The sequence below is a fragment of the Methylomarinovum caldicuralii genome (assembly GCF_033126985.1).
GTDB lineage: Bacteria > Pseudomonadota > Gammaproteobacteria > Methylococcales > Methylothermaceae > Methylohalobius > Methylohalobius caldicuralii.
In genome coordinates this window covers 1,828,562-1,851,482 of sequence record NZ_AP024714.1, presented here as the reverse complement: position 1 = coordinate 1,851,482, position 22,921 = coordinate 1,828,562, and the positions used below count along the sequence as shown (strand labels likewise).

The 22,921-nt window shown below is 65.5% G+C and carries 22 protein-coding genes; 6 read left to right on the top strand and 16 right to left on the bottom strand.

What is annotated here, in order from left to right:
* Nucleotides 1–9: 9 nt before the first annotated feature.
* The 12 genes from MCIT9_RS09390 to MCIT9_RS09335 all read right to left on the bottom strand — a co-directional run bounded on the left by MCIT9_RS09390 (nucleotide 10) and on the right by MCIT9_RS09335 (nucleotide 9,178).
* A complete protein-coding gene (locus MCIT9_RS09390) occupies nucleotides 10–417 on the bottom strand; it encodes an Hsp20/alpha crystallin family protein (protein WP_317704635.1) in 408 nt (135 codons plus the stop codon).
* A gap of 97 nt (nucleotides 418–514) precedes the next feature.
* On the bottom strand, nucleotides 515–1,090 hold the full coding sequence (locus MCIT9_RS09385) for an IMPACT family protein (RefSeq protein WP_317704634.1): 576 nt from the start codon (nucleotides 1,088–1,090) through the stop codon (nucleotides 515–517).
* Nucleotides 1,087–2,418, bottom strand: a complete 1,332-nt coding sequence (locus tag MCIT9_RS09380) for a nicotinate phosphoribosyltransferase (RefSeq protein WP_317704633.1) — start codon at nucleotides 2,416–2,418, stop codon at nucleotides 1,087–1,089. The genes MCIT9_RS09385 and MCIT9_RS09380 overlap by 4 nt, the downstream gene beginning before the upstream one ends.
* A complete protein-coding gene (locus MCIT9_RS09375; protein WP_317704632.1) occupies nucleotides 2,415–2,993 on the bottom strand; it encodes a nicotinamidase in 579 nt (192 codons plus the stop codon). The genes MCIT9_RS09380 and MCIT9_RS09375 overlap by 4 nt, the downstream gene beginning before the upstream one ends.
* A 3-nt stretch (nucleotides 2,994–2,996) precedes the next feature.
* Nucleotides 2,997–3,566, bottom strand: coding sequence for a Uma2 family endonuclease (locus MCIT9_RS09370; RefSeq protein ID WP_317704631.1), 570 nt, complete (start codon nucleotides 3,564–3,566; stop codon nucleotides 2,997–2,999).
* A gap of 59 nt (nucleotides 3,567–3,625) precedes the next feature.
* Entirely contained in the window at nucleotides 3,626–4,834 is a 1,209-nt protein-coding gene (ccmI, locus tag MCIT9_RS09365) for a c-type cytochrome biogenesis protein CcmI (RefSeq protein WP_317704630.1), read from the bottom strand.
* Nucleotides 4,831–5,292, bottom strand: a complete 462-nt coding sequence (locus tag MCIT9_RS09360; RefSeq protein ID WP_317704629.1) for a cytochrome c-type biogenesis protein — start codon at nucleotides 5,290–5,292, stop codon at nucleotides 4,831–4,833. Before MCIT9_RS09360 ends, ccmI begins: the two co-directional genes overlap by 4 nt.
* A complete protein-coding gene (locus tag MCIT9_RS09355; protein WP_317704628.1) occupies nucleotides 5,289–5,816 on the bottom strand; it encodes a DsbE family thiol:disulfide interchange protein in 528 nt (175 codons plus the stop codon). The genes MCIT9_RS09360 and MCIT9_RS09355 overlap by 4 nt, the downstream gene beginning before the upstream one ends.
* Nucleotides 5,817–5,818: 2 nt before the next feature.
* Nucleotides 5,819–7,783 carry a heme lyase CcmF/NrfE family subunit gene (locus MCIT9_RS09350; RefSeq protein ID WP_317704627.1) on the bottom strand — a complete coding sequence of 655 codons (1,965 nt, stop codon included), beginning with the start codon at nucleotides 7,781–7,783 and terminating at the stop codon, nucleotides 5,819–5,821.
* Complete coding sequence (gene ccmE / locus MCIT9_RS09345; protein ID WP_317704626.1) at nucleotides 7,780–8,241, bottom strand: cytochrome c maturation protein CcmE; 462 nt, start codon at nucleotides 8,239–8,241, stop codon at nucleotides 7,780–7,782. The genes MCIT9_RS09350 and ccmE overlap by 4 nt, the downstream gene beginning before the upstream one ends.
* Complete coding sequence (gene ccmD, locus MCIT9_RS09340; protein WP_317704625.1) at nucleotides 8,238–8,405, bottom strand: heme exporter protein CcmD; 168 nt, start codon at nucleotides 8,403–8,405, stop codon at nucleotides 8,238–8,240. Before ccmD ends, ccmE begins: the two co-directional genes overlap by 4 nt.
* The gene (locus tag MCIT9_RS09335; RefSeq protein WP_317704624.1) at nucleotides 8,402–9,178 is read right to left on the bottom strand and encodes a heme ABC transporter permease; all 777 of its coding nucleotides are present in this window, start codon (nucleotides 9,176–9,178) and stop codon (nucleotides 8,402–8,404) included. Before MCIT9_RS09335 ends, ccmD begins: the two co-directional genes overlap by 4 nt.
* 195 nt (nucleotides 9,179–9,373) lie before the next feature.
* Between MCIT9_RS09335 and MCIT9_RS09330 the strand changes: the two genes are divergently transcribed.
* On the top strand, nucleotides 9,374–10,495 hold the full coding sequence (locus MCIT9_RS09330) for an ISAs1 family transposase (RefSeq protein WP_317704623.1): 1,122 nt from the start codon (nucleotides 9,374–9,376) through the stop codon (nucleotides 10,493–10,495).
* A 415-nt stretch (nucleotides 10,496–10,910) separates the two neighbouring features.
* On the opposite strand, the gene MCIT9_RS09325 is transcribed toward MCIT9_RS09330, so the two are convergent.
* Together MCIT9_RS09325 and MCIT9_RS09320 are read right to left on the bottom strand one after the other, a co-directional pair.
* Nucleotides 10,911–11,327 carry a hypothetical protein gene (locus MCIT9_RS09325; protein ID WP_317704622.1) on the bottom strand — a complete coding sequence of 139 codons (417 nt, stop codon included), beginning with the start codon at nucleotides 11,325–11,327 and terminating at the stop codon, nucleotides 10,911–10,913.
* 12 nt (nucleotides 11,328–11,339) lie between these two features.
* Complete coding sequence (locus tag MCIT9_RS09320; protein WP_317704621.1) at nucleotides 11,340–14,504, bottom strand: VanZ family protein; 3,165 nt, start codon at nucleotides 14,502–14,504, stop codon at nucleotides 11,340–11,342.
* Between the two features lie 23 nt (nucleotides 14,505–14,527).
* On the opposite strand from MCIT9_RS09320, the gene MCIT9_RS09315 reads away from it, so the two are divergent.
* From MCIT9_RS09315 to MCIT9_RS09295, 5 genes are read left to right on the top strand one after another with little or no spacing between them, the layout of a single operon-like run.
* Nucleotides 14,528–16,603 carry a DUF4962 domain-containing protein gene (locus MCIT9_RS09315; RefSeq protein WP_317704620.1) on the top strand — a complete coding sequence of 692 codons (2,076 nt, stop codon included), beginning with the start codon at nucleotides 14,528–14,530 and terminating at the stop codon, nucleotides 16,601–16,603.
* A 48-nt stretch (nucleotides 16,604–16,651) separates the two neighbouring features.
* Nucleotides 16,652–17,602, top strand: a complete 951-nt coding sequence (gene ribF, locus MCIT9_RS09310; protein ID WP_317704619.1) for a bifunctional riboflavin kinase/FAD synthetase — start codon at nucleotides 16,652–16,654, stop codon at nucleotides 17,600–17,602.
* Nucleotides 17,581–20,409 (top strand): isoleucine--tRNA ligase, encoded by a 2,829-nt coding sequence (gene ileS, locus MCIT9_RS09305; RefSeq protein WP_317704618.1) that lies wholly within the window; start codon nucleotides 17,581–17,583, stop codon nucleotides 20,407–20,409. Before ribF ends, ileS begins: the two co-directional genes overlap by 22 nt.
* The gene (lspA, locus tag MCIT9_RS09300; protein WP_317704617.1) at nucleotides 20,402–20,902 is read left to right on the top strand and encodes a signal peptidase II; all 501 of its coding nucleotides are present in this window, start codon (nucleotides 20,402–20,404) and stop codon (nucleotides 20,900–20,902) included. The genes ileS and lspA overlap by 8 nt, the downstream gene beginning before the upstream one ends.
* A complete protein-coding gene (locus MCIT9_RS09295) occupies nucleotides 20,892–21,557 on the top strand; it encodes a hypothetical protein (protein WP_317704616.1) in 666 nt (221 codons plus the stop codon). The genes lspA and MCIT9_RS09295 overlap by 11 nt, the downstream gene beginning before the upstream one ends.
* On the opposite strand, the gene MCIT9_RS09290 is transcribed toward MCIT9_RS09295, so the two are convergent.
* Both MCIT9_RS09290 and ampD read right to left on the bottom strand, forming a co-directional pair.
* Nucleotides 21,558–22,319, bottom strand: coding sequence for a YdcF family protein (locus MCIT9_RS09290; protein WP_317704615.1), 762 nt, complete (start codon nucleotides 22,317–22,319; stop codon nucleotides 21,558–21,560).
* Complete coding sequence (gene ampD / locus MCIT9_RS09285) at nucleotides 22,301–22,867, bottom strand: 1,6-anhydro-N-acetylmuramyl-L-alanine amidase AmpD (RefSeq protein WP_317704614.1); 567 nt, start codon at nucleotides 22,865–22,867, stop codon at nucleotides 22,301–22,303. The genes MCIT9_RS09290 and ampD overlap by 19 nt, the downstream gene beginning before the upstream one ends.
* Between the last annotated feature and the right edge of the window lie 54 nt (nucleotides 22,868–22,921).

Genomic DNA, 22,921 nt, shown 5'->3' with positions numbered 1-22,921 from the left:
GCGTGTTCCTTACGTTAGTTTACGGAATCCGAGCCGCAGGCAACCGTGGCGAAAGCTGGACTCGGCCAGCTCATAGCGCCCGGGGGGCAGGTGAATGCGGCGTTCGAAGCGGCCGTAGGGAATCTCCAGGCGGTGGATCTGCAGGGTTTCGGGGGTCACCGGCGGCGGGCGGTGACCGCTGATCCGCACCATGCCGCCCTCCAGGATGACTTCCACTTCCTCGGCGGGCACGCCGGGAAGCACCACGTTGATGTGGAGGGCGTCGAAGGTCTCGACCATGTCCACCGGGGGCTCCCAGGCCGGCAACCGGGCTCCGGAGCGCTGGATCTGAAACAGCAGCCGGTTGAAGCGCTCGGCCTTTTCCAGCATTTCGACGGCTTGCAGCCACATCCATTCGAGCGGGTCGGATCGTTGCATCGAAATCCCTCTTGGTTGGTCGTCGTGTGGGCGGTAAACCGCACCGGATTATAGAAATGGGGTCTTTGAAGGGAAAAACCAACAGTCGCTGTCGCGTTCAATGAGACGCCAACAGGCGCTCGAGTTCCCCGAGGTTGTCTTCCGGCACTTCGAGGGTGACTTTGACCCGGGCCCCGTAGTCCGCATCGAGAATGCGGGCGCCGAGCGGCGCCAGCTGACGATCCAGATGCTGGAACCGGGAGTAGTCAATTTCCGCTGTCACCGGTTGGTAGATGACGTGAGGGACGATGCGGGCCTGTTCCACTACCAGCTTGGCCGCGTGGCCGTAGGCCCGGGCCAGACCCCCGGCGCCGAGCTTGATGCCGCCGAAATAACGGATCACCGCCAGGCAGACGTTGACCAGATGCCTGCCCTGCAGATGGGCGAGGATGGGGCGGCCGGCGGTGCCGGAGGGCTCACCGGCGTCGAAGGCGCGTTCGCGCAGTCCCTGGGGGGTTTCAATGCGCCAGGCGTAGGTCAGATGGGTGGCCTGGGGATGGCGCCGGGCCAGCCCGGTCAGGAAAGCTTCCAGTTCGGTGCTGTCGGCCGTGGGGCCGATGACGGCGATGAAGCGCGAGCGTTTGATCTCGTATTCCGCCTCAGCCGGTTCGCGGACAGTGAAGACCCGGCTCATGCCAGCCCCAGACGGCGGTCGGTTTCCTCGGTGAGCCGCCACAGGGCCGGAGCGATTTCCACCGGGTATTCGGCGGCGCCGTCGAGGTTCTTGAGCGCTTCCGGCAGGCGTTGCAGCTGGGCGGCGATCCGGTCGCGGATGCCGGTCAGCGATTCCTGCGGCTGCAGGCGTTTTCCCTGCCGCATCACCGGTTGCAGCAGCGCCTGCCCTTCGAGGTGGTCGTCGGCGGTGGTGAGGACGTCGTGATCGAAGCGGCCGGCGGGATCGTAGTGGCGGAAGACCTGCTTGGCGCCGGGCCAGGTCTGCTTGCCCTTCGAAACCTTGCGCCGCGGGATGCCGGCGTATTCCTGCAGCTTGTAGGCGCAGTTGAGGTAAGGCGCGTCGCTGGCAGTGGTCAGCCTGGTGCCGACGCCGAAGCCGTCAATGGGGGCGTCGCGCAGTTCGGCGAGACGGTACTCGTCCAGATCGCCGCTGGCGAAGATACCGATCTCGGACCAGCCGGCGGCGTCCAGCCTGGCGCGCACCTGGCGGGCCAGCCCGCCCAGATCGCCGCTGTCGATCCGCACCGCCTTGATCCGGATGCCGTCTTCAGCCAGCTCCCGGGCCAGGGCGACGACCTTGTCCACGGCCTTGAGGGTGTCGTAGGTGTCGATGAGGAGGACGACGTTGTGGGGCTGCGAGCGGGCGAAGCCGCGAAAGGCGGCAAGCTCGTCGTCGTGGGCCATGATATAGGAATGGGCCATGGTGCCGAAGACGGGGATGTCGAAGCGCCGGCCGGCGAGGACGTTGGAAGTGCCGATGAAACCGGCCAGATAGGCAGCCCGGGCCGCCAGCAGGCCTGCCTCGCTGCCGTGGGCCCGGCGCAGGCCGAAGTCCACCAGGCGCTTTCCGGGGGCGGCGAGGACACAACGGACGGCCTTGGAGGCGATCAGGGTCTGGAACTGGAGCAGGTTGATGAGGCGGGTTTCCACCAGCTGGGCCTGGGGGAGGGGGGCGGTGACCCGCAGGATTGGCTCGTCGGGGAAGAAGACCGTGCCTTCCGGCATCGCATCCACGTCGCCTTCGAAGCGGAAGTTTTCCAGGGTGGCGAGGAAGCCGTCGTCGAAGAAGCCGGTCCGCTGCAGGTAGTCGAGTTCGGCGGCGGTGAAACGCAGGTTCTCCAGGTAGTCGAGGGCCTGTTCCAGACCAGCGGCGACGAGAAAATTCCGCCCGGGCGGCAGTTTGCGCACGAACAGTTCGAACACCGCGGTTTCGGCCATGCCCTCGTGCCAGTACCCCTGGAGCATGGTGAGCTGGTAGAGATCGGTGAGCAGGACCGATGCGTTCACGACAGAGCCTCAAGGGTGATGAAGCGGGCGCCGAGACGGCGCATTTCTTCCAGGGCCTTGCGTTCGTCCTCTGGGTGGACGTTGACGGCGCGGACGGCGTCGGTGAGCAGGAAGACCTCGAAGCCGTGACGGATGGCGTCGCGCACGGTGTTGAGGACGCAGTAGTCGGTGGCCAGGCCGCCGACGAACAGGCGGCGGATGCCGAGGTCTTTCAGCCTCGCGGCCAGATCGGTACCTTCGAAACCGGAATAGGCTTCCCGCTCCGGCCCGGTGGCCTTGGAAACGATGACCGTGTCTTCCGGCAGCCGGAGACCGTCGGCAAATTCCGCCCCTTTCGTGCCGGCGACGCAATGGGGCGGCCAGGGACCGCCCTGGTCGCGGAAGGAACAGTGGTTCGGCGGATGCCAGTCGCGGGTGGCGAAGACGGGAAGTCCCCGACGGGTGAACCGCTCGATGTAGCGGTTGAGCACCGGCACCACTTCGTCCCCCTCAGGCACCGGCAGGGCGCCGCCGGGGAGAAAATCCTTTTGCACATCAACGATCAGCAGGGCGTCGTGATCCTGAAGTTCGATCATGGTTCAGCGCTCGGTGAACACGGTGGCCAGTTCGACCTGGAAACCTTCCAGCAGACGGGACTGGACGGCGCCCGTCCCGCTGGCGAAGCTGATAGGTTCGTATTGGCCGTCCTTCAGCCCCAGCACGGTCAGACTGCGGTTGGCAGGATCGGCAAGCCAGAATTCGGGAATCGCAAAGCGCCGGTACAGCGCCTGTTTGGTCACATAGTCGTAGCGAACCGAGGTGGGGGAGACGATTTCCACCACCAGGTCGGGGGCGCCGAAGATGCCCCGCTCCCGGATCCGGTCCTCGTGTTCCTTGCCCACCAGGACGATATCCGGTTGCACCACGTTGTCCTCGCTGAGGATGACATCGATGGGAGCGTCATAGACGAACCCCCATTGCCGCCGGTGCACGTATTCCAGAAACAGGAATTCCAAATTGCGCGAGCAACTCTGATGGGGCACGGATGGGGCTGGTGTCATGTCACGCAGTTCTCCCTCGAGGATCTCGTAACGCCTGCCGTCGTCCAGGGCCAGATAATCGCGGTAGGTCCAGTGACGGATCGGGGTGTCATGGAGATTGGCGACCATGGGATCGTCCTCCAACGTGGGGATGCCGGTTTCTAGTATGCCGCAAACGCGGCCTTCGGTCAGCTGCGGACCTGGTCGATTACCAGTTCAACGCGGGGGTGGCCGGAAACCGCCGCGGGAGTGCTCTGTCCCTCCAGATCGCCCGGAGCCCCCTGGGCATTGCCGGACTTGGCCACCCGGGCGCCGATGATCACCTTCGGGAAGCGCGACAGTTTCAGTTGCGGCATCATCGCCATCGAGTCGTCCAGGGTGACGGTGAGCGGCAGGTCCCTGACCTGCTTGCGGACGATGGCCAGGGGCATGGGTGGCCCGGAGGCGGCCTTGGCGAAGACGTAGACCGGATCGTCGGGTTTGGCGCGGGCGGCCAGCTCCGGGGAGAGGCGCACCGTCACCTGGACCGAGGCGCCGCCGGCCGCCGGTTGCGGCGCGCTGGACTGCGGCACCTGCAGCCCGGCCTTTTGCATCATCGCCGTCAATTGCCGGTACGGCTGGCTGCCGGGGGGCATTTGCGCCAGCAGTTTGTTCCAATAGCGCTGGGCGCTGTCGCGGTCACCGGCGTGGAGGGCGGCCATGCCGGCCAGCCACAGGGCGTAGGGGTGATCGGGGTGGGTTTCAAGCACCTTGCGGATGATGGTCAGCGGCTCGCCGCTCAGGTCTCCCCCCTTGGACTGGGCCAGGGCTTCGGCGTAGCGGACCTCCAGATCGGGATTGTCCGGCGCCAGTGCCAGCGCCTTGCGGTAGGCAGCCAGAGCCTTGTCGATCCGGCCGGTGGCCTGGTAGGAGCGGGCCAGCAGCACCCAGCCTTCCAAATCGTTCGGATTGTCCTGGAGGCGGCGTTCGATCTTGGCGATCGCCTCTTCCAGCGAAGGGGGGGCGTTCTTTTGTGCCTGGGGTATGGCGCGGGGATTGAGCAGATCCGGGCGGCCGAGGCTGAAATACAGCATCATCGCCGCCAGGGGAATCAGTCCCAGGGCCAGGAATACCGGCACGATACCGTGGTAGGGGGGGCGGCTTTTCCCGCGGTTGTGCTTCTCGCTCAGGTCGAGAAGATCACGGTCCAGTTCCGCCAGCAGCTGTTCGTACTGGGCCTGGTCGATCTTGCCTTCGGCCCGTTCCTGTTCCAGTTCCCGCCGTCGCTGGCGGTGGGCAGTCAGGTTGGCCTGAAGGTCGATCTGCGTGTCCAGGCGCGGCGGGCGGCGCAGGGTCCACCAGAACAGCAGGTAGGCTGCCAGAATCAGGCCGGCGGCGATGAGCCAGAAGACAATCATGAGGATTTTTCCTCGTCCTTGAGCAATTGTTGCAGGCGTTCCCGCTCGGCGGGGGTCAGGGATGTCGGCGCTTCAGGCCGGCGGGTTCTGCCGATGCGCCACAGCAGCAGGCCGCCTACGGCCAGGGCGGCAAAGGGACCGAACCAGAGCAGGGCGGTGGTCTTTTTCACCGGCGGTTTGTAGAGCACGAAATCGCCGTAGCGCTGCACCAGGAAATCGACGATTTCGGCATCACTCTTGCCCGCCAGTAGCATGGTATAGACCTCGGAGCGCAGGTCTTCGGCCAGATCGGCGTTGGAGTCGGCCAGAGACTGGTTCTGGCACACCAGACAGCGCAGTTGTTCGATCAGATTCTGGTAGCGGCTTTCCAGCTCCGGGTTGGTAAACTGGCGCACTTCGATGCCGGCCAGTGCCGGCAGGGCCAGCGTCAGCCACAGGGCGGCGATCAGGGTTTTCATGATTGCTTCTCCAGATAAGCCACCAGCGGTCCCAGTTTTTCCTCCCAGTCCCTGGGGGTGATGGGACCGATGTGCTTGTAGCGGATGACGCCCTGCTTGTCGATGACGAAGGTTTCCGGTACGCCGTAGACGCCCCAGTCGATAGCCACCTTGCCGGCGGCGTCGAAGGCGACGGCCTGGTACGGATTGCCCAGGCGTTCGATCCACTGCAGGCCCGCCTCGCGGGTGTCCTTGTAGTCGAGGCCGTAGATCGTCACGCCCTGATCGGCCAGCTGCATCAGGAAGGCGTGCTCCTGGCGGCAGGCCACGCACCACGAGGCCCAGACGTTGAACAGACTGACCTTGCCCTGGAACTGGGCGCTGTCGAAGCGCGCCTGGGGATCGTCGAGACGGGGCAGGGTGAACTGCGGCGCTGGTTTGCCGATCAGAGGGGAGGGGACTTCGCGGGGATTGAGGGTGAGACCGACCCCCAGCAGGATCAGCAGGCCGACGAACAGTCCCAGTGGCAGCAGATACTTGAGCATGGCTAAACCGTGGCGTTGACGGTGGCGGTGGCCTGGGCGGTCACCTTGACGCTGCGGTAACGGCGGTCGGCCGCCGCCACCAGGCCGCCGGCCATCATCAGCAGACCGCCGAGCCAGATCCAGCGCACCGCCGGCTTCACATACAGGCGCACGCTCCAGGCGTCGCCTTCCAGTCGTTCGCCCAGGGCGACGTAGAGATCACGGCGCAGCCCCGGGTCGATGGCGGCTTCGGTCATGACGTTGCGCTGCACCCGGTAGAAGCGTTTCTGGGGGGTGAGGCGGGCGACCGGTTCCCCGTTCCGGGAAACCTCGAAGAGGCCTTCGTCGGCGCCGTAGTTGGGGCCGTCGAACTCCCGCACCCCCTTGAAAGTGAAGCGGTAACCGCCCAGCTCGGCGGTTTCCCCCGGCGCCAGGCGCACGGTGCGCTCGATGCTGTAGTGGTTGGAGATGCCGACGCCGATCAGAAACACCGCCAGGCCGAAGTGGGCCAGGGTCATGCCGTAGAACCCGGCAGGCTGGCGCAGCCCCCGCAGCCCCTCACGGCGACGCAGCCGCTGCCACAGAGGCAGCAGCGAGGTGGCGCCGAGCCAGAAGGCGGTGGCGAGGAAGGCGAGCGTGACGATGTCCTTGGGGTTGAACCACAGGGCGCTGATGACGACGGCTGCGATCAGGCTGACCGGGATCAGCCAGCGCACCTGCCGCCACAGCTTGCCGGGATCGCCCCGGCGCCAGGCCACCAGGGGACCGATGCCGGCGAGCAGGAACAGCGGCGCGGTCACCGGCGTGAACACGCTGCTGAAATAAGGGGGGCCGACGGAAATCTTGCCCAGCCCCAGGGCGTCGAGCACCAGGGGATAGAGCGTGCCCAGCAGCACGCTGGCGGCGGCCACCACCAGTAGCACGTTGTTGACCAGCAGCAGGGCCTCGCGTGAGAACCAGTGGAAGCGGGCGTGGTCCTTCACCGCCGGGGCCCTGAGGGCGTAAAGCAGCAGGGAGCTGCCGATCACCAGCCCAAGGAACACCAGGATAAACAGGCCGCGCTCGGGATCGTTGGCGAAGGCGTGCACCGACACCAGCACCCCGGAGCGCACCAGGAACATCCCCAGGAGGCTCAGGGAAAAGGCGAAGATCGCCAGCAGCACGGTCCAGGCCTTGAAGGCCCCGCGTTTTTCCGTCACCGCCAGGGAATGGATCAGGGCGGTGGCCATGAGCCAGGGCATGAAGGAGGCGTTTTCCACCGGATCCCAGAACCACCAGCCGCCCCAGCCCAGCTCGTAGTAGGCCCACCACGAGCCCAGGGTGATGCCCAGGGTCAGGAAGGCCCAGGCCACCAGGGTCCAGGGACGGGACCAGCGGGCCCAGGCAATGTCCAGGGAGCCGGACAGCAGGGCGGCGATGGCGAAGGCGAACGGCACCGCCAGGCCGACGTAGCCCATGTACAGCATCGGCGGATGGACCGCGAGGCCGAAGTCCTGCAGCAGCGGGTTGAGGTCGTTGCCGTCCAGGGGTGCCGGGGTCAGCCGTTCGAAGGGATTGGAGGTGAACAGGATGAAGGCCAGGATGCCGACGCTGATCAGCCCCAGGACGCCGAGGACCCGGGCCACGAACAGATCCGACAGGCCGCGGTTGAAAATGCTGACCGCGAAAGTCCACAGCCCCAGAATCAGGGCCAACAGCAGCACCGAGCCTTCGTGGGCGCCCCAGGCGGCGGCGATGCGGTAGAACAGCGGCAGGGCGGAGTTGGAATGCTCGGCCACGTAGCGGACCGAGAAGTCATTGACCACGAAGCTCTGCTCCAGACAATAGAACGACACCGCCAGAAACAGCGCCTGGGCGCGGGCAGCCGGTTTGGCCACCGCCACCCAGGCCGGCAGCCGCAGAGCGGTTCCAGCGAGGGGGAAGGCCGCCTGCACGGCGGCCATCAGCAGGGCGAAGATCAGGGCCAGTTGACCCAATTCTGCAGTCATCGGCTCGCTCCCTTGAAATCGTCCACCGGCGGCAGTTTGCCGGATTTCTTCAGGGCATCGGCCACCTCCGGGGGCATGTAGTTCTCGTCATGCTTGGCCAGCACCTGGGTGGCCTTGAACAGGCCGTCCGGCTGCAGCTGGCCGATGGCGATGATACCCTGGCCCTCGCGGAACAGGTCCGGCAGGATGCCCTCGTAGAACACCGTCACCTCGTTGGCGCCGTCGGTGAGGGTGAAGCGCACCGCCAGGCTGTCCGGTTCCCGTTTCACGCTGCCTTCCTTCACCAGGCCGCCGACCCGGAAGGCGTAGTTCGTCGGCGCCTCGCCGGCGGCGATCTGCGAAGGGGTGTAGAAGTAAAGCAGGTTCTTCTGAAATGCCGCCAGGGTCAGAAAGGTGGCGATGCTGACGCCGATCACGATGACCGTGACCCAGAGCATGCGGCGCTGGCGCGGAGTCATCGGCCGGCCTCCTGGTCGTACCAGCGCCGAAGCCGCGCCAGCACTTCCCGGCGGCGGCGCAAAGGTGCGACGAGGTTCCAGATCAGCACCACGGCGGTCAGGCCATAGGCGCTCCAGACGTAGGCGCCGTAACCGCCCATGTGGATGAATTCCTGCCAGGTCATGAGGCGATCTCCTCGGAGTCGGATGCCGGTTCGATGCGTTCGTCTGTCAACAGTTCCCGCACCCAGCGGCTGCGGCGCTCGCGCCAGAGGATTTCGCTGCGGGCCCGCAGCAGCAGTACGGTGAAGAAATACAGCTGGAAGGCGACGGCCATCAGCAACAGTGGCCACAGCATGCTGGGGTGGATCGCCGGCTTGTCGAAGCGGGTCACCGTCGGCCCCTGGTGCAGGGTGTTCCACCATTCCACCGAGTAATGGATGATCGGGATGTTGACGCTGCCGACGATGGCCAGGATCGCTCCGGCGCGGGCGGCGGTGCGCGGATCCTCGATGGCGTTCTGGAGGGCGATGTAGCCCAGATACAGGAACAGCAGGATCAGCTCGGAGGTCAGGCGCGCGTCCCACACCCACCAGGTGCCCCACATGGGCTTGCCCCAGATGGAGCCGGTGGCCAGCGCCAGAAAGGTGAAGGAAGCGCCGACGGGGGCCGAGCACGCCGCCATCACGTCAGCCATCTTCATGTTCCAGATCAAGCCGATGCCGCCGGCCACCGCCATGAAGACGTAGACGAACAGCGACAGCCAGGCCGCCGGCACGTGCACGTACATGATGCGGAAGCTGTCCCCCTGCTGGTAGTCGGGCGGGGCGACCCACAGGCCCAGGTACAGGCCGGCCGCCATGCAAAGGAGCGTGGCCCCGCCGAGCCAGGGAATCCAGCGGCCGGTCAGATGATAGAAGTGCCGGGGTGAGGCGAGTCGGTGCAGAAAGGCCCACATGAGATTCGTGTCCGCAAATAAATATGAATGATACCAGATTCTGCTAATCCGCCCACAGAGGCAGGGCAATCGCACAGGGCAATCGCATGAATATACCCCACGAAGATGATGGTTTAAGATTCGATGACTTGCAGCAGATTACTTGCAGATTAGAGACTTCTTCTCTGAGGAGCATGCTTTTTGTGGGAGGCACAGATGCTGGAAAAGCCCCTGGCGCTGAGCGAGGTGTTCGTATCGATTCCGGACCCGCGACAATCATCGAAGGTAACTTACGATCTGGTGGAAGTGCTGGTGGTTGTGGTGTGCGCGGTGATCTGCGGTGCCGATACGTTGGTGGAGGTTGAACTTTGGGCCAGGGAGAAGCTGGATTGGCTGCGTCGATACATGCCCTTGCCGCATGGGATTCCGTCCCACGACACCCTGGGGCGGATTTTGGCGATGATCGATCCGGAAGCGTTCGGATCGGCCTTTCAGCGCTGGGCGGTGAGCGTGGTTCCGGCATTGGAAGGTCAGGTGATCGCCATCGACGGCAAGACCAGTCGGCGTAGCCGGTCCAAGGGGCAGGATCCCCTGCATCTGGTCAGTGCCTTTGCGGCTCAGTACCGGTTGGTGGTCGGTCAAGAGGCGGTGGCCGACAAATCCAACGAGAAGACGGCCATTCCCGCCCTGCTGGAAACCCTGGCCTTGAAAGGATGCGTGGTGACCCTCGATGCCATGGGGACCGATCCCAAGATTGCCAAGGCCATCCGTGACCGGGGGGCCGACTATGTACTGGCGGTCAAGGACAACCAGCAAGGTCTGGCCGAATCGATCCGGGATTTCTTCCAGGCCTTCCAGGACGCGCCGGACAAAACCCCGCATCAGCAATGCGAGACGGTCGACAAGGCGCATGGTCGCCTGGAAGTGCGCCGCTGCTATGTGTTCGACCAGCTCGACGGCCTGGACCGGCCCCAGCGCTGGCCGGATCTGGCCTGCTTTGCCGTGGTCGAGTCCGAACGCACCGTCGCCGGCAAAACCACCCGGGAACGGCGTTTCTACATCAGCAGCCTGCCGGCCGATGCCGAACGGCTGGCCTCGGTGGTGCGCCAGCATTGGGCGGTGGAGAACCCGCTTCACTGGTGTATGGATGTCGTATTCAACGATGATCAGGTGCGCCTTCGAACCCGACATGCGGCTCATAACCTGGCGCTGCTCAAACAGATGGTGCTCAATCTCTTTCGCCTCGACTCCACCAAACGCCGCGGGGGTATCAAGGCAAGACGGCTCCTGGCCGCCTCCAGTGACCACTATCGGGCTCAGGTGCTTGGATGGACGTAGCGTTCATGCGATTGCCCTGCCCACAGAGGCGTTGTTGCACAAGTCAGGGAGATCGTATTGAACTTGAGTCTGATCGGCTGGTTATCGCTGGCGGCTTATGTCAACGAGGGTTGTTGTCGATGCGGCTGAAGCGGCCGGCGTTTATCGGTTGGGGCCGGGGCATACGCGCCAACTTAAGCCATAATAGATTGATTTCTCACGCATTACTCAATCCCGATGTTCTACAACGCGCCACCAAATCGATCACTGGCACCAGCCGGCATGGTTCATAGCGTTCGCTCAGCCATCTACAACAAAAAAACGCAGGTGAGCTGCATTCAATCAATATGCGCTTAAGTTGGCGCGTATGGGGAAAGCGCTCGGCCTCCAGATAAAAAGGTGAAGGCCGAGCGGCGGAAACCCTCATGGTGGACCATTATGGACAGGGAACTTGGCCTGATAGGAGGGTAACATTGATGAAATTTTTTGTCCCGCAGAGGCTATAGCCGGTCGTTGCATCGCCTTTGACGGTATAGGTGTAAGAAACAGCCGGGCCAAAGGCATCGTATGTGTATGTTACGTTTCCACCGGATGTGCTCCAGCTTCCTACCCGTTTGGAAGGATCCACAGGATCGGAAGGCCCTTTTTTATAATCGATCAAAGCACCGCTGGGATCATGATATTCCTGCCATTTTTCCCCGGTGCTGCTATCCGTCACACAGATCGTTTTGCCGCTAAGCACGGCGGCAGCATCGCTTACTGGCGGAGAGGAGCAATCGGCGGATGCAGTAAAGGACAGCCCGACCAGAGCCAAAGCGGTGAACAGAGGAGCTATGCGCGTGGAAAATTTCATTGGACCTCCTTCTTACTCGAGATTTGATGGACTAGTCCTGAAAACCATGGCACAAAGTGCCGTGAAGTAAAACAACATCATCCCCCGCGCCACATCCATCGTACTGCCCGTCAGGCTGACCGTCACGAAGCCCGCCAGTCCTCCCAGACACGCCAGTTCCCAGGACCGACCCTCGCGCCAGCCGGGCCACAGCCGCCGGGTGGCCGCATACAGCAGCAGTCCGACCCCCAGCAGTCCCAGCCAGCCCTGGGCGAAGTATACCTCGATGCCGGCCTGGTCGATGTGCCAGGCCAGGTTGCGGTCGGTGACGAGCAGCCAGAAGGCGTCGCCGTGTTCGAAGCCGCCGTTGCGGAGCAGATCGGTGCCGTCGGGGGCCAGAAGATGGAGGTCGTCCACGTCGAGGGGGCGGTCGCCGGCGTTGTACAGGGAAAGCTTGACCGGTCGCCGGCTGTCCCCCAGTTCGCCGCTGTGGAGGACGCGGCTTACCGGTTCCCAGCGGGATGACCGCTCTGGCTGCAGCCGCTGCCAGTGGCAGCGGAAGGAATACAGCAATGCCTTCTCGCACAGAGGCACGGTCAGGGCATCCCCGGCGGCGGAGACGCGCAGACGGGCCTGCAGGCGGTAAGGAGTGTGGGGGGCGAGTGCGACCCGTTGGTCCAGATAGACCGACTCGCCCGGCAGCAGCCGGAGAAAATGCTGCCGTCCTTCACGGCGGACGAGATAACCGCCCGGCGGGCGGTCGTAATCATTGTAGAGCAGATAGTTGAGCGGATAGCGGCCGAAGCCGTTGCCGGCGAGGCGGGCAGGCCAGCCTGCGTCCATCAGGGCCAGCGCCCGCTGCCAGTGCTGCCAGCGGATCGTCAGGTCCTGGCCGGAACGTTGCAGGCGATAGCGGGCGAAGCCGTCGCTCAGAATCGGGGCGGCGATCAGAACGAGCAGCGCCGCCAGAGCGATCGCCACTGGCCAGCGCCGCCGTGCGCCGAGCGCCACCGTCAAGAAGCCTGCGGCCATGCCGGCATAGCCGCCGCGGGAGAAGGTGACCAGCATGGCATAGGCACTCAGCCCTGCCAGTCCCGCGCCCGCCAGACGGATCCAAGGGGAAGGATGGCGCAGGATCCCCACCAGCAGAAACGGAAAGGCGAACGCCAAAAACGCCTCGAGATAGGCGCCTCCGGTCTGCATGCTGGCGAAGGTGCCGGTGACGCGGAAGACGTGGTCGAAGTCTGTCAGACCGACGAAAAGGACGCGTTCCCGGATCACCACCAGTACTTCGACCGCCAGGGCGGCGACGACCGCCCGAAAGACGAGGCGGCGGGCCGATCCGCTCCGGGATTCGGGAACGCGCCGCAACAACGGGAGCAGCAGCAGCGACCACAGCAGCCCCTTGCCCACCAGCCAGGCATTCAGGGGCGAATGGGAGCCGAGCGGTTCATGAAAATCCAGCCCCCGCAGTCCCCGGGCGGTGGCGACCAGCCAGCTCAGCCACAGCAACGTCACGGCCCACTTTGCGGCGGCGCCGGGCCAGGGGCGTGGTGGCTGCCTGAGACGCAGGGGGACCACCGCCAGGGTGGCGAGCACCAGAAGGTCGAATTCGTCCAGCGGCAGCCGGCCCTCTAAAGGAGCCAGATCCAGCAGCGGCAGGCAGAAGGGCAGCACGAACAGCCAGGCAAGGGGCTGGAACCACAGGAGCAGGGCGTAACCCGCCACGATTCCCGGCCAGATGCCGGCATGGGGAATCCCGGCCAGTCCTGTCAGCAGTATCGCGGTGGTGACGGCCGTGGCCGCCAGGCTCTTGCCCGGGAGCGACATCGTCGGGGCCGGGGTGGCTACGGACGGGGGAGGTGATGGAATACTCTGAGAGCTGCCGTCGACGGTGCGGGCGAGCCAGGCGGTCGCGCCATAGGCCAGGGCGGCGGCTGCGGCGGCGATCAGCAGGTTGGTCGGATCGGGGTGATGGCCGGCAAGCCAGAGCTTGCCCGTTTCCACCGGCAGGGCCAGCAGCGCGGCGAGCCAGGCGGCGGTCCCGGCACCACCGGCCTCGGGAAACCGGCGCGCCCGCCGCCGGCACCAGACGGCGATGCCGATCGGGACGTACAGGGCCAGATTGGCCAGCAGGCTGGCCATGGCCACCGGCTCGGAGCTGTAATAGTGATAATAAAACGGCGTGAAGTGCAGGTCGGTGAGGCGTGCCAGACCGGCGCGGAAAGGGATCCGGCCGGCGGTGAACCAGGCGTTGACCAGCAACAGGGTGAACAGGTAGGGGAACGCCAGGAACGGCAGCGCGCGGTTCAGCATGTGGGCGAGGACATCCACGCTCTGGCGGCGCAGCCAGCTGGCCAGCATTCCGCCGGTCGCCACTCCGAGAACGCGGGTCACCAGGGAAATGCCCTGGGCGCTGGCGGAAAGGATGAACAGCTGCAGCAGCTCCAGGCCGGCTCCCAGCAGCAGACCCGCTACGGCCAGGCGGCGCAGGCCGAAGGCAGGCCACAGCAGTCCCAGCAGCAGGCCCAAGGGTACGACCGCCACTATCTCCACCCCCAGGCGGGCGCCGCAGCGGATCGGGCCGCCGCAGCCCGGCGCCACCAGCCAGCCTACGTTGGCGGAGGTAAGGTGGGCCCCCAGCTCGGCCGGGGAAAGGGCGATGTCGTAGGGGAACAGGGCCAGGGCGACATAGGCCAGCAGGTAGGCAATGGCGGCGGCCTGCAGCGATTCCCGGCCGCCGCGGGTGAATGCGTCACCGAGGCGGACAAGGAAGGACCGTCCCCGCCACCACAGCAGGATGCCACCGAGGCTGCCGAGGCCCTCGGCGATCAGATCGTTGAGGGACACCGTGCGCGGGGCGAAGAACTGCTGGACAAATTCCACCGCAACCGCCACCGCGAGACAGCCGCCGAAGATCAGGACCAAAGCCGGCAATGGACGGGGGCGTACCTGCCGAAGCCCCAGGAAGGCACCACAGGCGAGGAAGGCGAGCGGAAGGTAGAGTACGATGTTGGCGATCCAGTCCGCGCGCGAACCCGGCCCCAGTTGCAGATAGGCGATGTGCTGGAAATTTTCCAGTGCCTGGGCCAGACTCAGGGGGCGGAGCCGGAAGGGAATCAGGCTGCCGTAAACGACAAAGCCAAGGTAGAGGCAGAGATAGCGCAGCAGGCGGCGGCGTTCGGTACTGGGACGCATGACGGCTTCCGGAGATCGATGGGATGATTATAGCGGCTCTCAGGGCACGATACCTTTTCCTCCCCGCCGTTTTCTCCCTGCTGGCGGTGTTGCCGGCCGCCGAAGGCGATCTGGCGGGATTCCGTTTCTCCCATCCGCGCCTGCCGGTGCCGACGGCAGGGGAGAGGCGGCGCCTAAAGGAAGCGCTGCCGCCCATCGATCAGCACGCACTGGTAGGGGTGGTGGATTTCTATCCTGCCATTCTGAAAGTCTATCTGCATCCCGATGCGGAGAAGATCGATACCCTCGTCGGCCGGTTGTCCGGCCTGGCCTACCAGGGGCGCGGCCACCGCCAGGCGATGCGGCTTGCTCTGGCCTACGATTGGCTCTACCCGCAACTTTCCCCAACTCAACGCGCCGCCCTGCAGGGGAAACTCGCCGAAGGTTGCCGCTATCTGAGGGACTACATCGAAAGTGCTGCCCTGTCGCCTTACAACGTCTATCTCTACAACGCCCCGTTCCAGGCGCTGATGGCGGTGGCCATCGCCCTCTACGGCGATCATCCCCGGGGCGCCGGCTGCATGGCCTATGCCCGCGATCTGTGGAAGCACCGGGTCCTGCCGGTCTGGCGTCAGGTGATGGGCCAAACCGGCGGCTGGCACGAAGGCGGGGAATACGTGGGAATCGGCATCGGCCGGGCGGTGTACAGCGTGCCGGCGATGTGGCGCCGGGCCACGGGGGAGGACCTGTTCCGGGAGCCTGGGATCCGGGGATTTCTGGATTTTCTCGTTTATCGCCACCGTCCCGACCGGACCCACATGCGCTGGGGCGATGCCGGCTACTTCGACCGCCGGGTGCCGGAGCGCTATGCCCTGGCGCTGGAGTACCGCAACGCCGCTGCCTACACCTTCTTCGGGTGTCCCCGCCGGCTCCGCCCGACCGCCTGGCCCTGGGGGCCGCTGCCGGACGATTCCCTGTGCCGCCCGGAGGTGGTCGAAACCCTGCCGCTGCAGAAACACTTCGACGGTATCGGTATGGTCATCGCCCGCAGCGACTGGCGCAAGGATGCCACCTACGTCACCTTCAAGGCCGGCGACAACTACTGGTCCCACACTCACCTGGACCAGGGCAGCTTCACCCTCTACAAGGGCGGGCCGCTGGTCATCGACAGCGGCCTCTACGGACCGAGATACGGTTCCGACCACCACATGAACTACAGCTACCAGACCATCGCCCACAACGTCGTCACCGTGACCGATCCGGACGACACCGCACCGATGCCGGGCAAGGACAAGAAACCGCCGCGTCCCATCGCCAACGACGGCGGCCAGCGCCGGGTCGGCTCCGGGTGGGGGAAGCGGGCGCCTATCGATTTGGACGAATGGCTGGAGAACTACGACACTTACCACACCGGCCGCATCGCCCGTTATCACGCTGGCGACGATCTGGTAGTGGCGGTGGCGGAACTGACCCCCGCCTATACCAACAGCCGTTGTCGGGAAGGCAATTTCTTCGATCGCACCTGCCGGGTCGAACGCTACTGGCGCACTTTCCTCTACGACCGCCGCAACGACGTGGTGGTGATCCACGACGACGTGACCGCCACCAACCCCGCTTTCATCAAGCGCCTTCTGATTCACACCCTCGAACGACCGAGTCTCGGTGAGGGCGGTTTTCAGGTCAAGGTGCCGCCGAAGCCGCAACTGCATCGCCGCGGCGGGCACCTGGAGGCGAAGGTGTTGTTTCCCAAGCAGGCCTATCTGAATCCCATTGGCGGGTCCGGCTTCGAATTCTGGGTGGATGGCAGAAATTATGATGAAGGCGGTGAGGTCTGGCGCAAGGTGGCGGCCCACCGGGAGCCCAGACCGGAGCCGGGGCGCTGGCGGGTGGAGGTGGTGCCGCCGGCGGCCCGCAAGCGCGACCGTTTCCTGCTGGTGCTGAAGCCCGCGTTGCGGGGGGAGGTCAATCCGGCCACAGTGATCCCGTGGCAGGAAGGCGAAGCCATCGGTTTCCGCCTGCAGGGAAAACGCCCGCTCCGGTTGCGGTTCCCGGCCGACCGTCCCGGCGTCCTCGTCGATCTGCCGGGCGAATCTCTCGATCTGACCCTCAGGGCCCGTTGACGGCGGCGAATTTGCTAAAATGCCCTGCTTTGTTCGATCATTGATGCGATGCGCCTGATCCGCGGCCTCCACAACCTGCCGGCGCCCGGGACGGTGGCGACCATCGGCAATTTCGACGGCGTCCACCTGGGGCACCGCTACGTCATCCACCGCCTGGCGGAGGTGGGGGCGCGGATGGGGCTGCCGGTGACGGTGGTGCTGTTCGAACCCCAGCCGCAGGAGTATTTCCGAGGTGCCGCGGCGCCGGCGCGGTTGACCCGTCTGCGGGAGAAGATCGCCCGGCTGGCCGAGCTGCCGGTGGACCGGGTCCTGGTGCTGCGCTTCGACCGGCATCTGGCGCAGATGCCGGCCGCGGCGTTCATCGAGCGGGTGCTGGTTCAGGGGCTGGGGGTGAAGTATCTGGTGGTGGGGGATGATTTCCGTTTCGGCCGGGGGCGGGAGGGGGATTTCACCCTGCTGCGCCGGGCCGGCAGGATCCGAGGTTTCGAGGTGGTTCAGGCTCCCTCGTTCACCCTGGAAGGCGTGCGCGTGAGCAGCACCCGGGTGCGCGAGGCGCTGGAGCGGGGAGACATGGAGACCGCGGCGGAATTCCTCGGCCGGCCCTATTCCATGTGCGGCCGGGTGGCCGCCGGGCGTCAGCGGGGCCGGGACCTGGGGTTTCCCACCGCCAACATCGACCCGTTCCGCCGCAAGAGCCCGGTCAGCGGGGTGTTCGCCGTTACCGTCGCCGGGGTGGCCGAACGCCCTTGGCCGGGGATGGCCAACGTCGGCATCCGTCCCACGGTCGCCGGCACCCGGGTGTGGCTCGAGGTGCATCTGTTCGATTTTCACGGCGATCTGTACGGTCGCCAGCTGGAAGTGTTCTTCCGGCACAAATTGCGCGAGGAGCGCCGCTTTCCCTCGTTGGAGGCGTTGCGCGCCCAGATTCAACAGGACGCGGCCCAAGCCCGCCAGTGGCTCGAAGACAAGGAACCCACATGGACTACAAACACACGCTGAACCTGCCCAAGACCGATTTCCCCATGCGCGCCAACCTGGCCAAGCGCGAACCCGAGCGCCTGGCCCGCTGGCAGAAAATGAACCTGTACCAAAAGGTGCGCGAGCGTTTCGCCGGCAGCCCCAAGTTCGTGCTCCACGACGGCCCTCCCTACGCCAACGGTCCCATCCACATCGGCCACGCGGTCAACAAGATCCTCAAGGATTTCATCGTCAAGTCAAAGGCCCTGAGCGGCTTCGACGCCCCCTACGTGCCCGGCTGGGACTGCCACGGCCTGCCCATCGAGCAGCAGGTGGAGAAAAAGGTGGGCAAGGCCGGGGTCAAGGTCAGCCCCGCCCAGTTCCGCGCCGCCTGCCGCGACTACGCCCGTTCCCAGGTGGAGCTGCAGCGCAAGGATTTTGTCCGCCTCGGCGGGCTGGCGGACTGGGAGCATCCTTATCTCACCATGGCGCCGGAGTTCGAGGCCAACATTCTGCGCGCCTTCGGCAAGATCCTCGCCCACGGCCATGTCACCCGCGGCGCCAAGCCGGTGTACTGGTGCACCGACTGTGGCTCGGCGCTGGCGGAAGCCGAGGTGGAATACGAGAACAAGCGCTCGCCGGCCATCGACGTGCGTTTCCGGGTGGTGGACGAGGCCGATTTTCTGGCCCGCTGCCACCGGGTGCCCGACCACGAAGGGGAAGGCCCGATCTCGGTGGTGATCTGGACCACCACGCCCTGGACCCTGCCCGCCAACCAGGCGGTCGCCGTCCATCCGGAGCTGGAATACGCCGTGGTCCAGTGCCGCACCGATAAGGGGCCGGAACGTCTGGTGGTGGCCGAAGGGCTGCTCAAGGACGTCATGGCCCGTTACGGCATCGACGACTACCGCGTCGTGGCTTACTGCCGCGGCCGGGATCTGGAGGGCGTCAAGCTCCGGCATCCCTTCTACGACCGCCAGGTGCCGGTCATCCTGGGCGAGCACGTCACCCTGGAGGCCGGCACCGGCGCGGTCCACACCGCCCCCGGCCACGGTGAGGACGATTATCTGGTGGGGCGCAAATACGACCTGCCGGTGGACAATCCTGTCGGCGGCGACGGCCGTTTCCTGCCCAACACCCCGCTGTTTGCGGGCGAGCACGTGTTCACCGCCAACGACAAGGTCATCGAGGTGCTGCGCGAGCGCGGCGCCCTGCTGCACGCCGAGGTGATCGAGCACAGCTATCCCCACTGCTGGCGCCACAAGACTCCGATCATCTTCCGCGCCACGCCGCAGTGGTTCATCGCCATGGACAAACAGGGGCTGAGGCAAAAGGCGCTGGAGGAAATCAAAAAGGTGCGCTGGATCCCCGACTGGGGCCAGGCCCGCATCGAGGCGATGGTGGAAAACCGCCCCGACTGGTGCATCTCGCGCCAGCGCAACTGGGGAGTGCCGATCGCGGTGTTCCTCCACAAGGAAACCGGCGAGCTGCATCCGCGCACCCAGGAATTCATCGAGGAAGTCGCCCGGCGCATGGAGGAAAAGGGGATCGACGCCTGGTTCGAGCTCGACCCCGAGGCGCTGCTGGGCGAGGAAGCCGGGCAGTACGACAAGGTGACCGACATCCTCGATGTCTGGTTCGACTCCGGCGTCACCCACGAATGCGTATTGCGCCGCCGCCAGGAACTGGGCTTTCCCGCCGACATGTACCTGGAGGGCTCCGACCAGCACCGGGGCTGGTTCCAGTCCTCGCTGCTGACCTCGGTGGCCATCAACGACGCCGCTCCCTACCGCCAGGTGCTGACCCACGGTTTTACCGTGGACGAGAAGGGCTACAAGATGTCCAAGTCCCGCGGCAACGTGGTGGCCCCCCAGCAGGTGATGGACAGGCTCGGCGCCGACGTGCTGCGCCTGTGGGTGTCGGCCACCGACTACCGCGGCGAGATGGCGGTTTCCGACGAGATCCTTGGCCGCACCGCCGACGTTTACCGCCGCCTGCGCAACACTGCCCGTTATCTGCTGGCCAACATGGTCGGTTTCGACCCGGCCGCGCACAAAGTGCCCTATGAGGACATGCTGCCCTTGGACCACTGGGCGGTGGACCGGGCCCTGCAGTTGCAGCGGGAGGTGATCGCCGCCTACGAGGACTACCAGTTCCACCGCGTCTATCAAAAGGTCCACAATTTCTGCGCCGTGGACATGGGCGGTTTCTATCTCGACGTCATCAAGGACCGCCAGTACACCTGCCAGGCCGACAGCCTGGCGCGGCGTTCGGCCCAGACCGCCATGTACCATATCGCCGAGGCGCTGGTGCGCTGGCTGGCGCCGATCCTGAGCTTCACCGCCGACGAGATCTGGGAGTTCATGCCCGGCGAGCGGGAGGAATCGGTGTTCCTCACCACCTGGTACGAGGGGCTGCAGGCGCTGCCGGAGGACCAGCCCATGAACCGCGCCTTCTGGGAGCGGGTGCTGGCGGTGCGCGAGGCGGTGTCCAAGGAGTTGGAGAAGCTGCGCGAGCGCGGCGGCATCGGTTCCTCGCTGGAAGCGGAGGTCACCCTCTATGCCGATGAGGCGTTGCAGGAGATCCTCGGGCGGCTGGCCGACGAGCTGCGCTTCGTCCTCATCACCTCCAGCGCCGAGGTCAGGACCCTGGCGGAGGCGCCTGCGGCTGCCGAACCGGCCGAGGAGTTGGCAGGGCTGAAGATCCTGGTCGAGCCTTCGCTCCATCCCAAGTGCGTGCGCTGCTGGCACCGGCGCGAGGACGTGGGCAGCCACCCGGAGCATCCGCAGTTGTGCGGTCGTTGCGTGGAAAACGTGGCCGGTTCTGGCGAAGTGCGCCGGTATGCGTGACCGCCTCGGCTGGCTGGCGCTGGCGGCGGCTGTGATGATCCTCGATCAACTCACCAAGGCGTGGGTGGTAGCAGGATTGCCGTACCGCCACGCCGTCGAACTGCTGCCGTTCTTCCGCCTGGTCCACGTCCACAACGCCGGGGCGGCGTTCAGCTTTCTCGCCGGCGCCGGCGGCTGGCAGCGCTGGTTCTTTGTCGCCCTGGCCCTGGGAGCCAGCGTGATCCTGACGGTGTGGCTCTGGCGCCTGCCCAGGGGGCGGTGGCTGGAGGCCGCCGGCATCAGCCTGATCCTCGGCGGGGCCTTGGGCAACTTCATCGACCGCATCCGCTACGGTTTCGTGGTCGATTTTCTCGATTTCCACCTGGGCGGCTGGCACTGGCCGGCCTTCAATCTTGCCGACACGGCGATCACCGTAGGGGTGGGGCTGTTGTTATGGCAGAGTTTCTTTTCCTCCGAATCAACCCGAGAACCTGAGGAGCGACATGGCGGTTGACCCCAAAAAGCGGCAGAAGAAGCTGCAGAAAAAGGCGCAGAAGCGCAAGCAGAAGACGGTCGTCAAGAAGCAGGCCAAGGGCCTGCGGCCGGAGAAGTACCTGGAACATCCCATCATCGACTGTCTGGTGGGCGCAAGCGTTGACAAGGTCGGCATGGGCAGCGTGCTGCTGGCGCGGGAAACCCCGTATGCCGAAGTCGCCGTCAGTGCCTTCGTGGTGGACACCTACTGCCTGGGGGTGCGCGAGGCTTTCTTCACCGTGATGCGCAAGGCCGATTATCTGAGCAAGCTCAAGCCCATGCTCACCAAGACCCACGCCGAGGGCGTCAATCCGGTGGAACCGTGCTGCGCCCGCAAGCTGCTGCAGGGGGCGGCCGCCTACGCCAAGGAACTGGGTTTCGACCCGGCGGAGGAATACTGGCGGGTGGAGAAGCTCTTCGGCGACGCCGACCCGGCCCGGTGCGAGACGGAATACACCTACGGCCATGAAGGCAAGCCCTGTTACGTCCAGGGCCCCAACGACGACATGAAGACCGTCCGCTACGTGCTCGAACGTCTGACCGAGCGTGTGGGGGAGGGCAACTTCGACTACGTGGTCGAAATCGACGGCGAGCAGCAAGCCAGCCGGCCGGAATTGCTGGAGATGCTGGAATAATCAAAAATACCGCCACCGGTACCACCAGCGCCCAACGATCTCGTGCACCAGCAGGCGGTTGCGGCGCAGGGCCCGCATTTCCGGCAGCCAGTCGAAAACGGCGTATTCGCTGAAGGTCTGGAAATAGACCGTCGGCGCCGGAACCACCGTCAGTCCCATGGCCTCGAAGGCCTCGCGGGCGCGGGGCATGTGGTAGGCGTGGGTGACCAGGAGAATGCGGCCGATTCCCAATTGCCGCAACAGCCGGCTGCTGTAGCGGGCGTTTTCGTAAGTGGAGCGGCTCTGTTCCTCCTCCCAGGCCACCGGGACGTGGAATTCGTGCTCCAGGATATCGGCCATGATGGCCGCTTCCGAGCGTTCGCCGGGGGCGCGCCAGCCCCGTCCGCTCACCAGAATCGGCAGGCCGGTGCGGCGCTGCAGCCAGGCGCCGTAACGCACCCGTTCCAGACCCAGCCCCGCCAAGTTGTCGCGGCCGCCGTATTCCGGGGCGCGCGAGTAACGGGTCGCCCCGAGGATGACGATGGCCTCGGCCCGGTTCCGGGCGCTCTTTGGGTCTGCCGGCGGGGGAACGGCCATCCAGGCCCACAGCAACCGGGTCGTCGCCGGCAGCGAAGCCAGATAGAGCAGCCCCAGTCCCAGCAGCGCCACCCAGGCGACTCCGCGGCTGCGCCACAGGATCAGACCGGCGGCGATCAGCAGGATCGGCCCGCCCGGCAACAGCAGCAGGCGTTCCAGCAGATGGCTCAGGACGGCTTTCGGCACGGTTCCAGACAGCGGCGGAAACGGGCCCAGTCGAAGGCGGGGCCGGGATCGGTCTTGCGTCCCGGGGCGATGTCACTGTGGCCGGTGATCCGCTCCGGGGTCAGGCCGGGATAGCGTTCCAGGAGCAGGCGCACGATTTCGGCCAGGCGCCGGTATTGCGCTTCCTCGTAGGGAATGTCGTCGCACCCCTCCAGTTCGATGCCGATGGAAAAGTCGTTGCAGCGTTCCCGTCCCTGGAAGCAGGAGCGGCCGGCGTGCCAGGCGCGGCGGTGGAAGGGGACGTACTGGGTCGTTTTTCCCGCGCGGTCGATGAGCACGTGGGCGGAAACCTTTAAATCGGCGATGGCGGCGAAGTAGGGGTCGGCGGCCGGGTCGAGGCGGTTGGTGAACAGGGCGTCGATGTGGCCGCCGCCGAACCGCCCGGGCGGCAGGCTGATGTTGTGAACCACCACCAGGGAGATCTCCCCGGCGGGGCGGGCGTCCTGGTTGGGACTGGGACAGCGCCGGACCGGAGTCAGCCAGCCGTCTTCGATGGACAGTTTTGTCATGGATGTAACGATCTTGTACGCCGGAATTGTCGTTTTGGGAAGCCGGTCACGGCA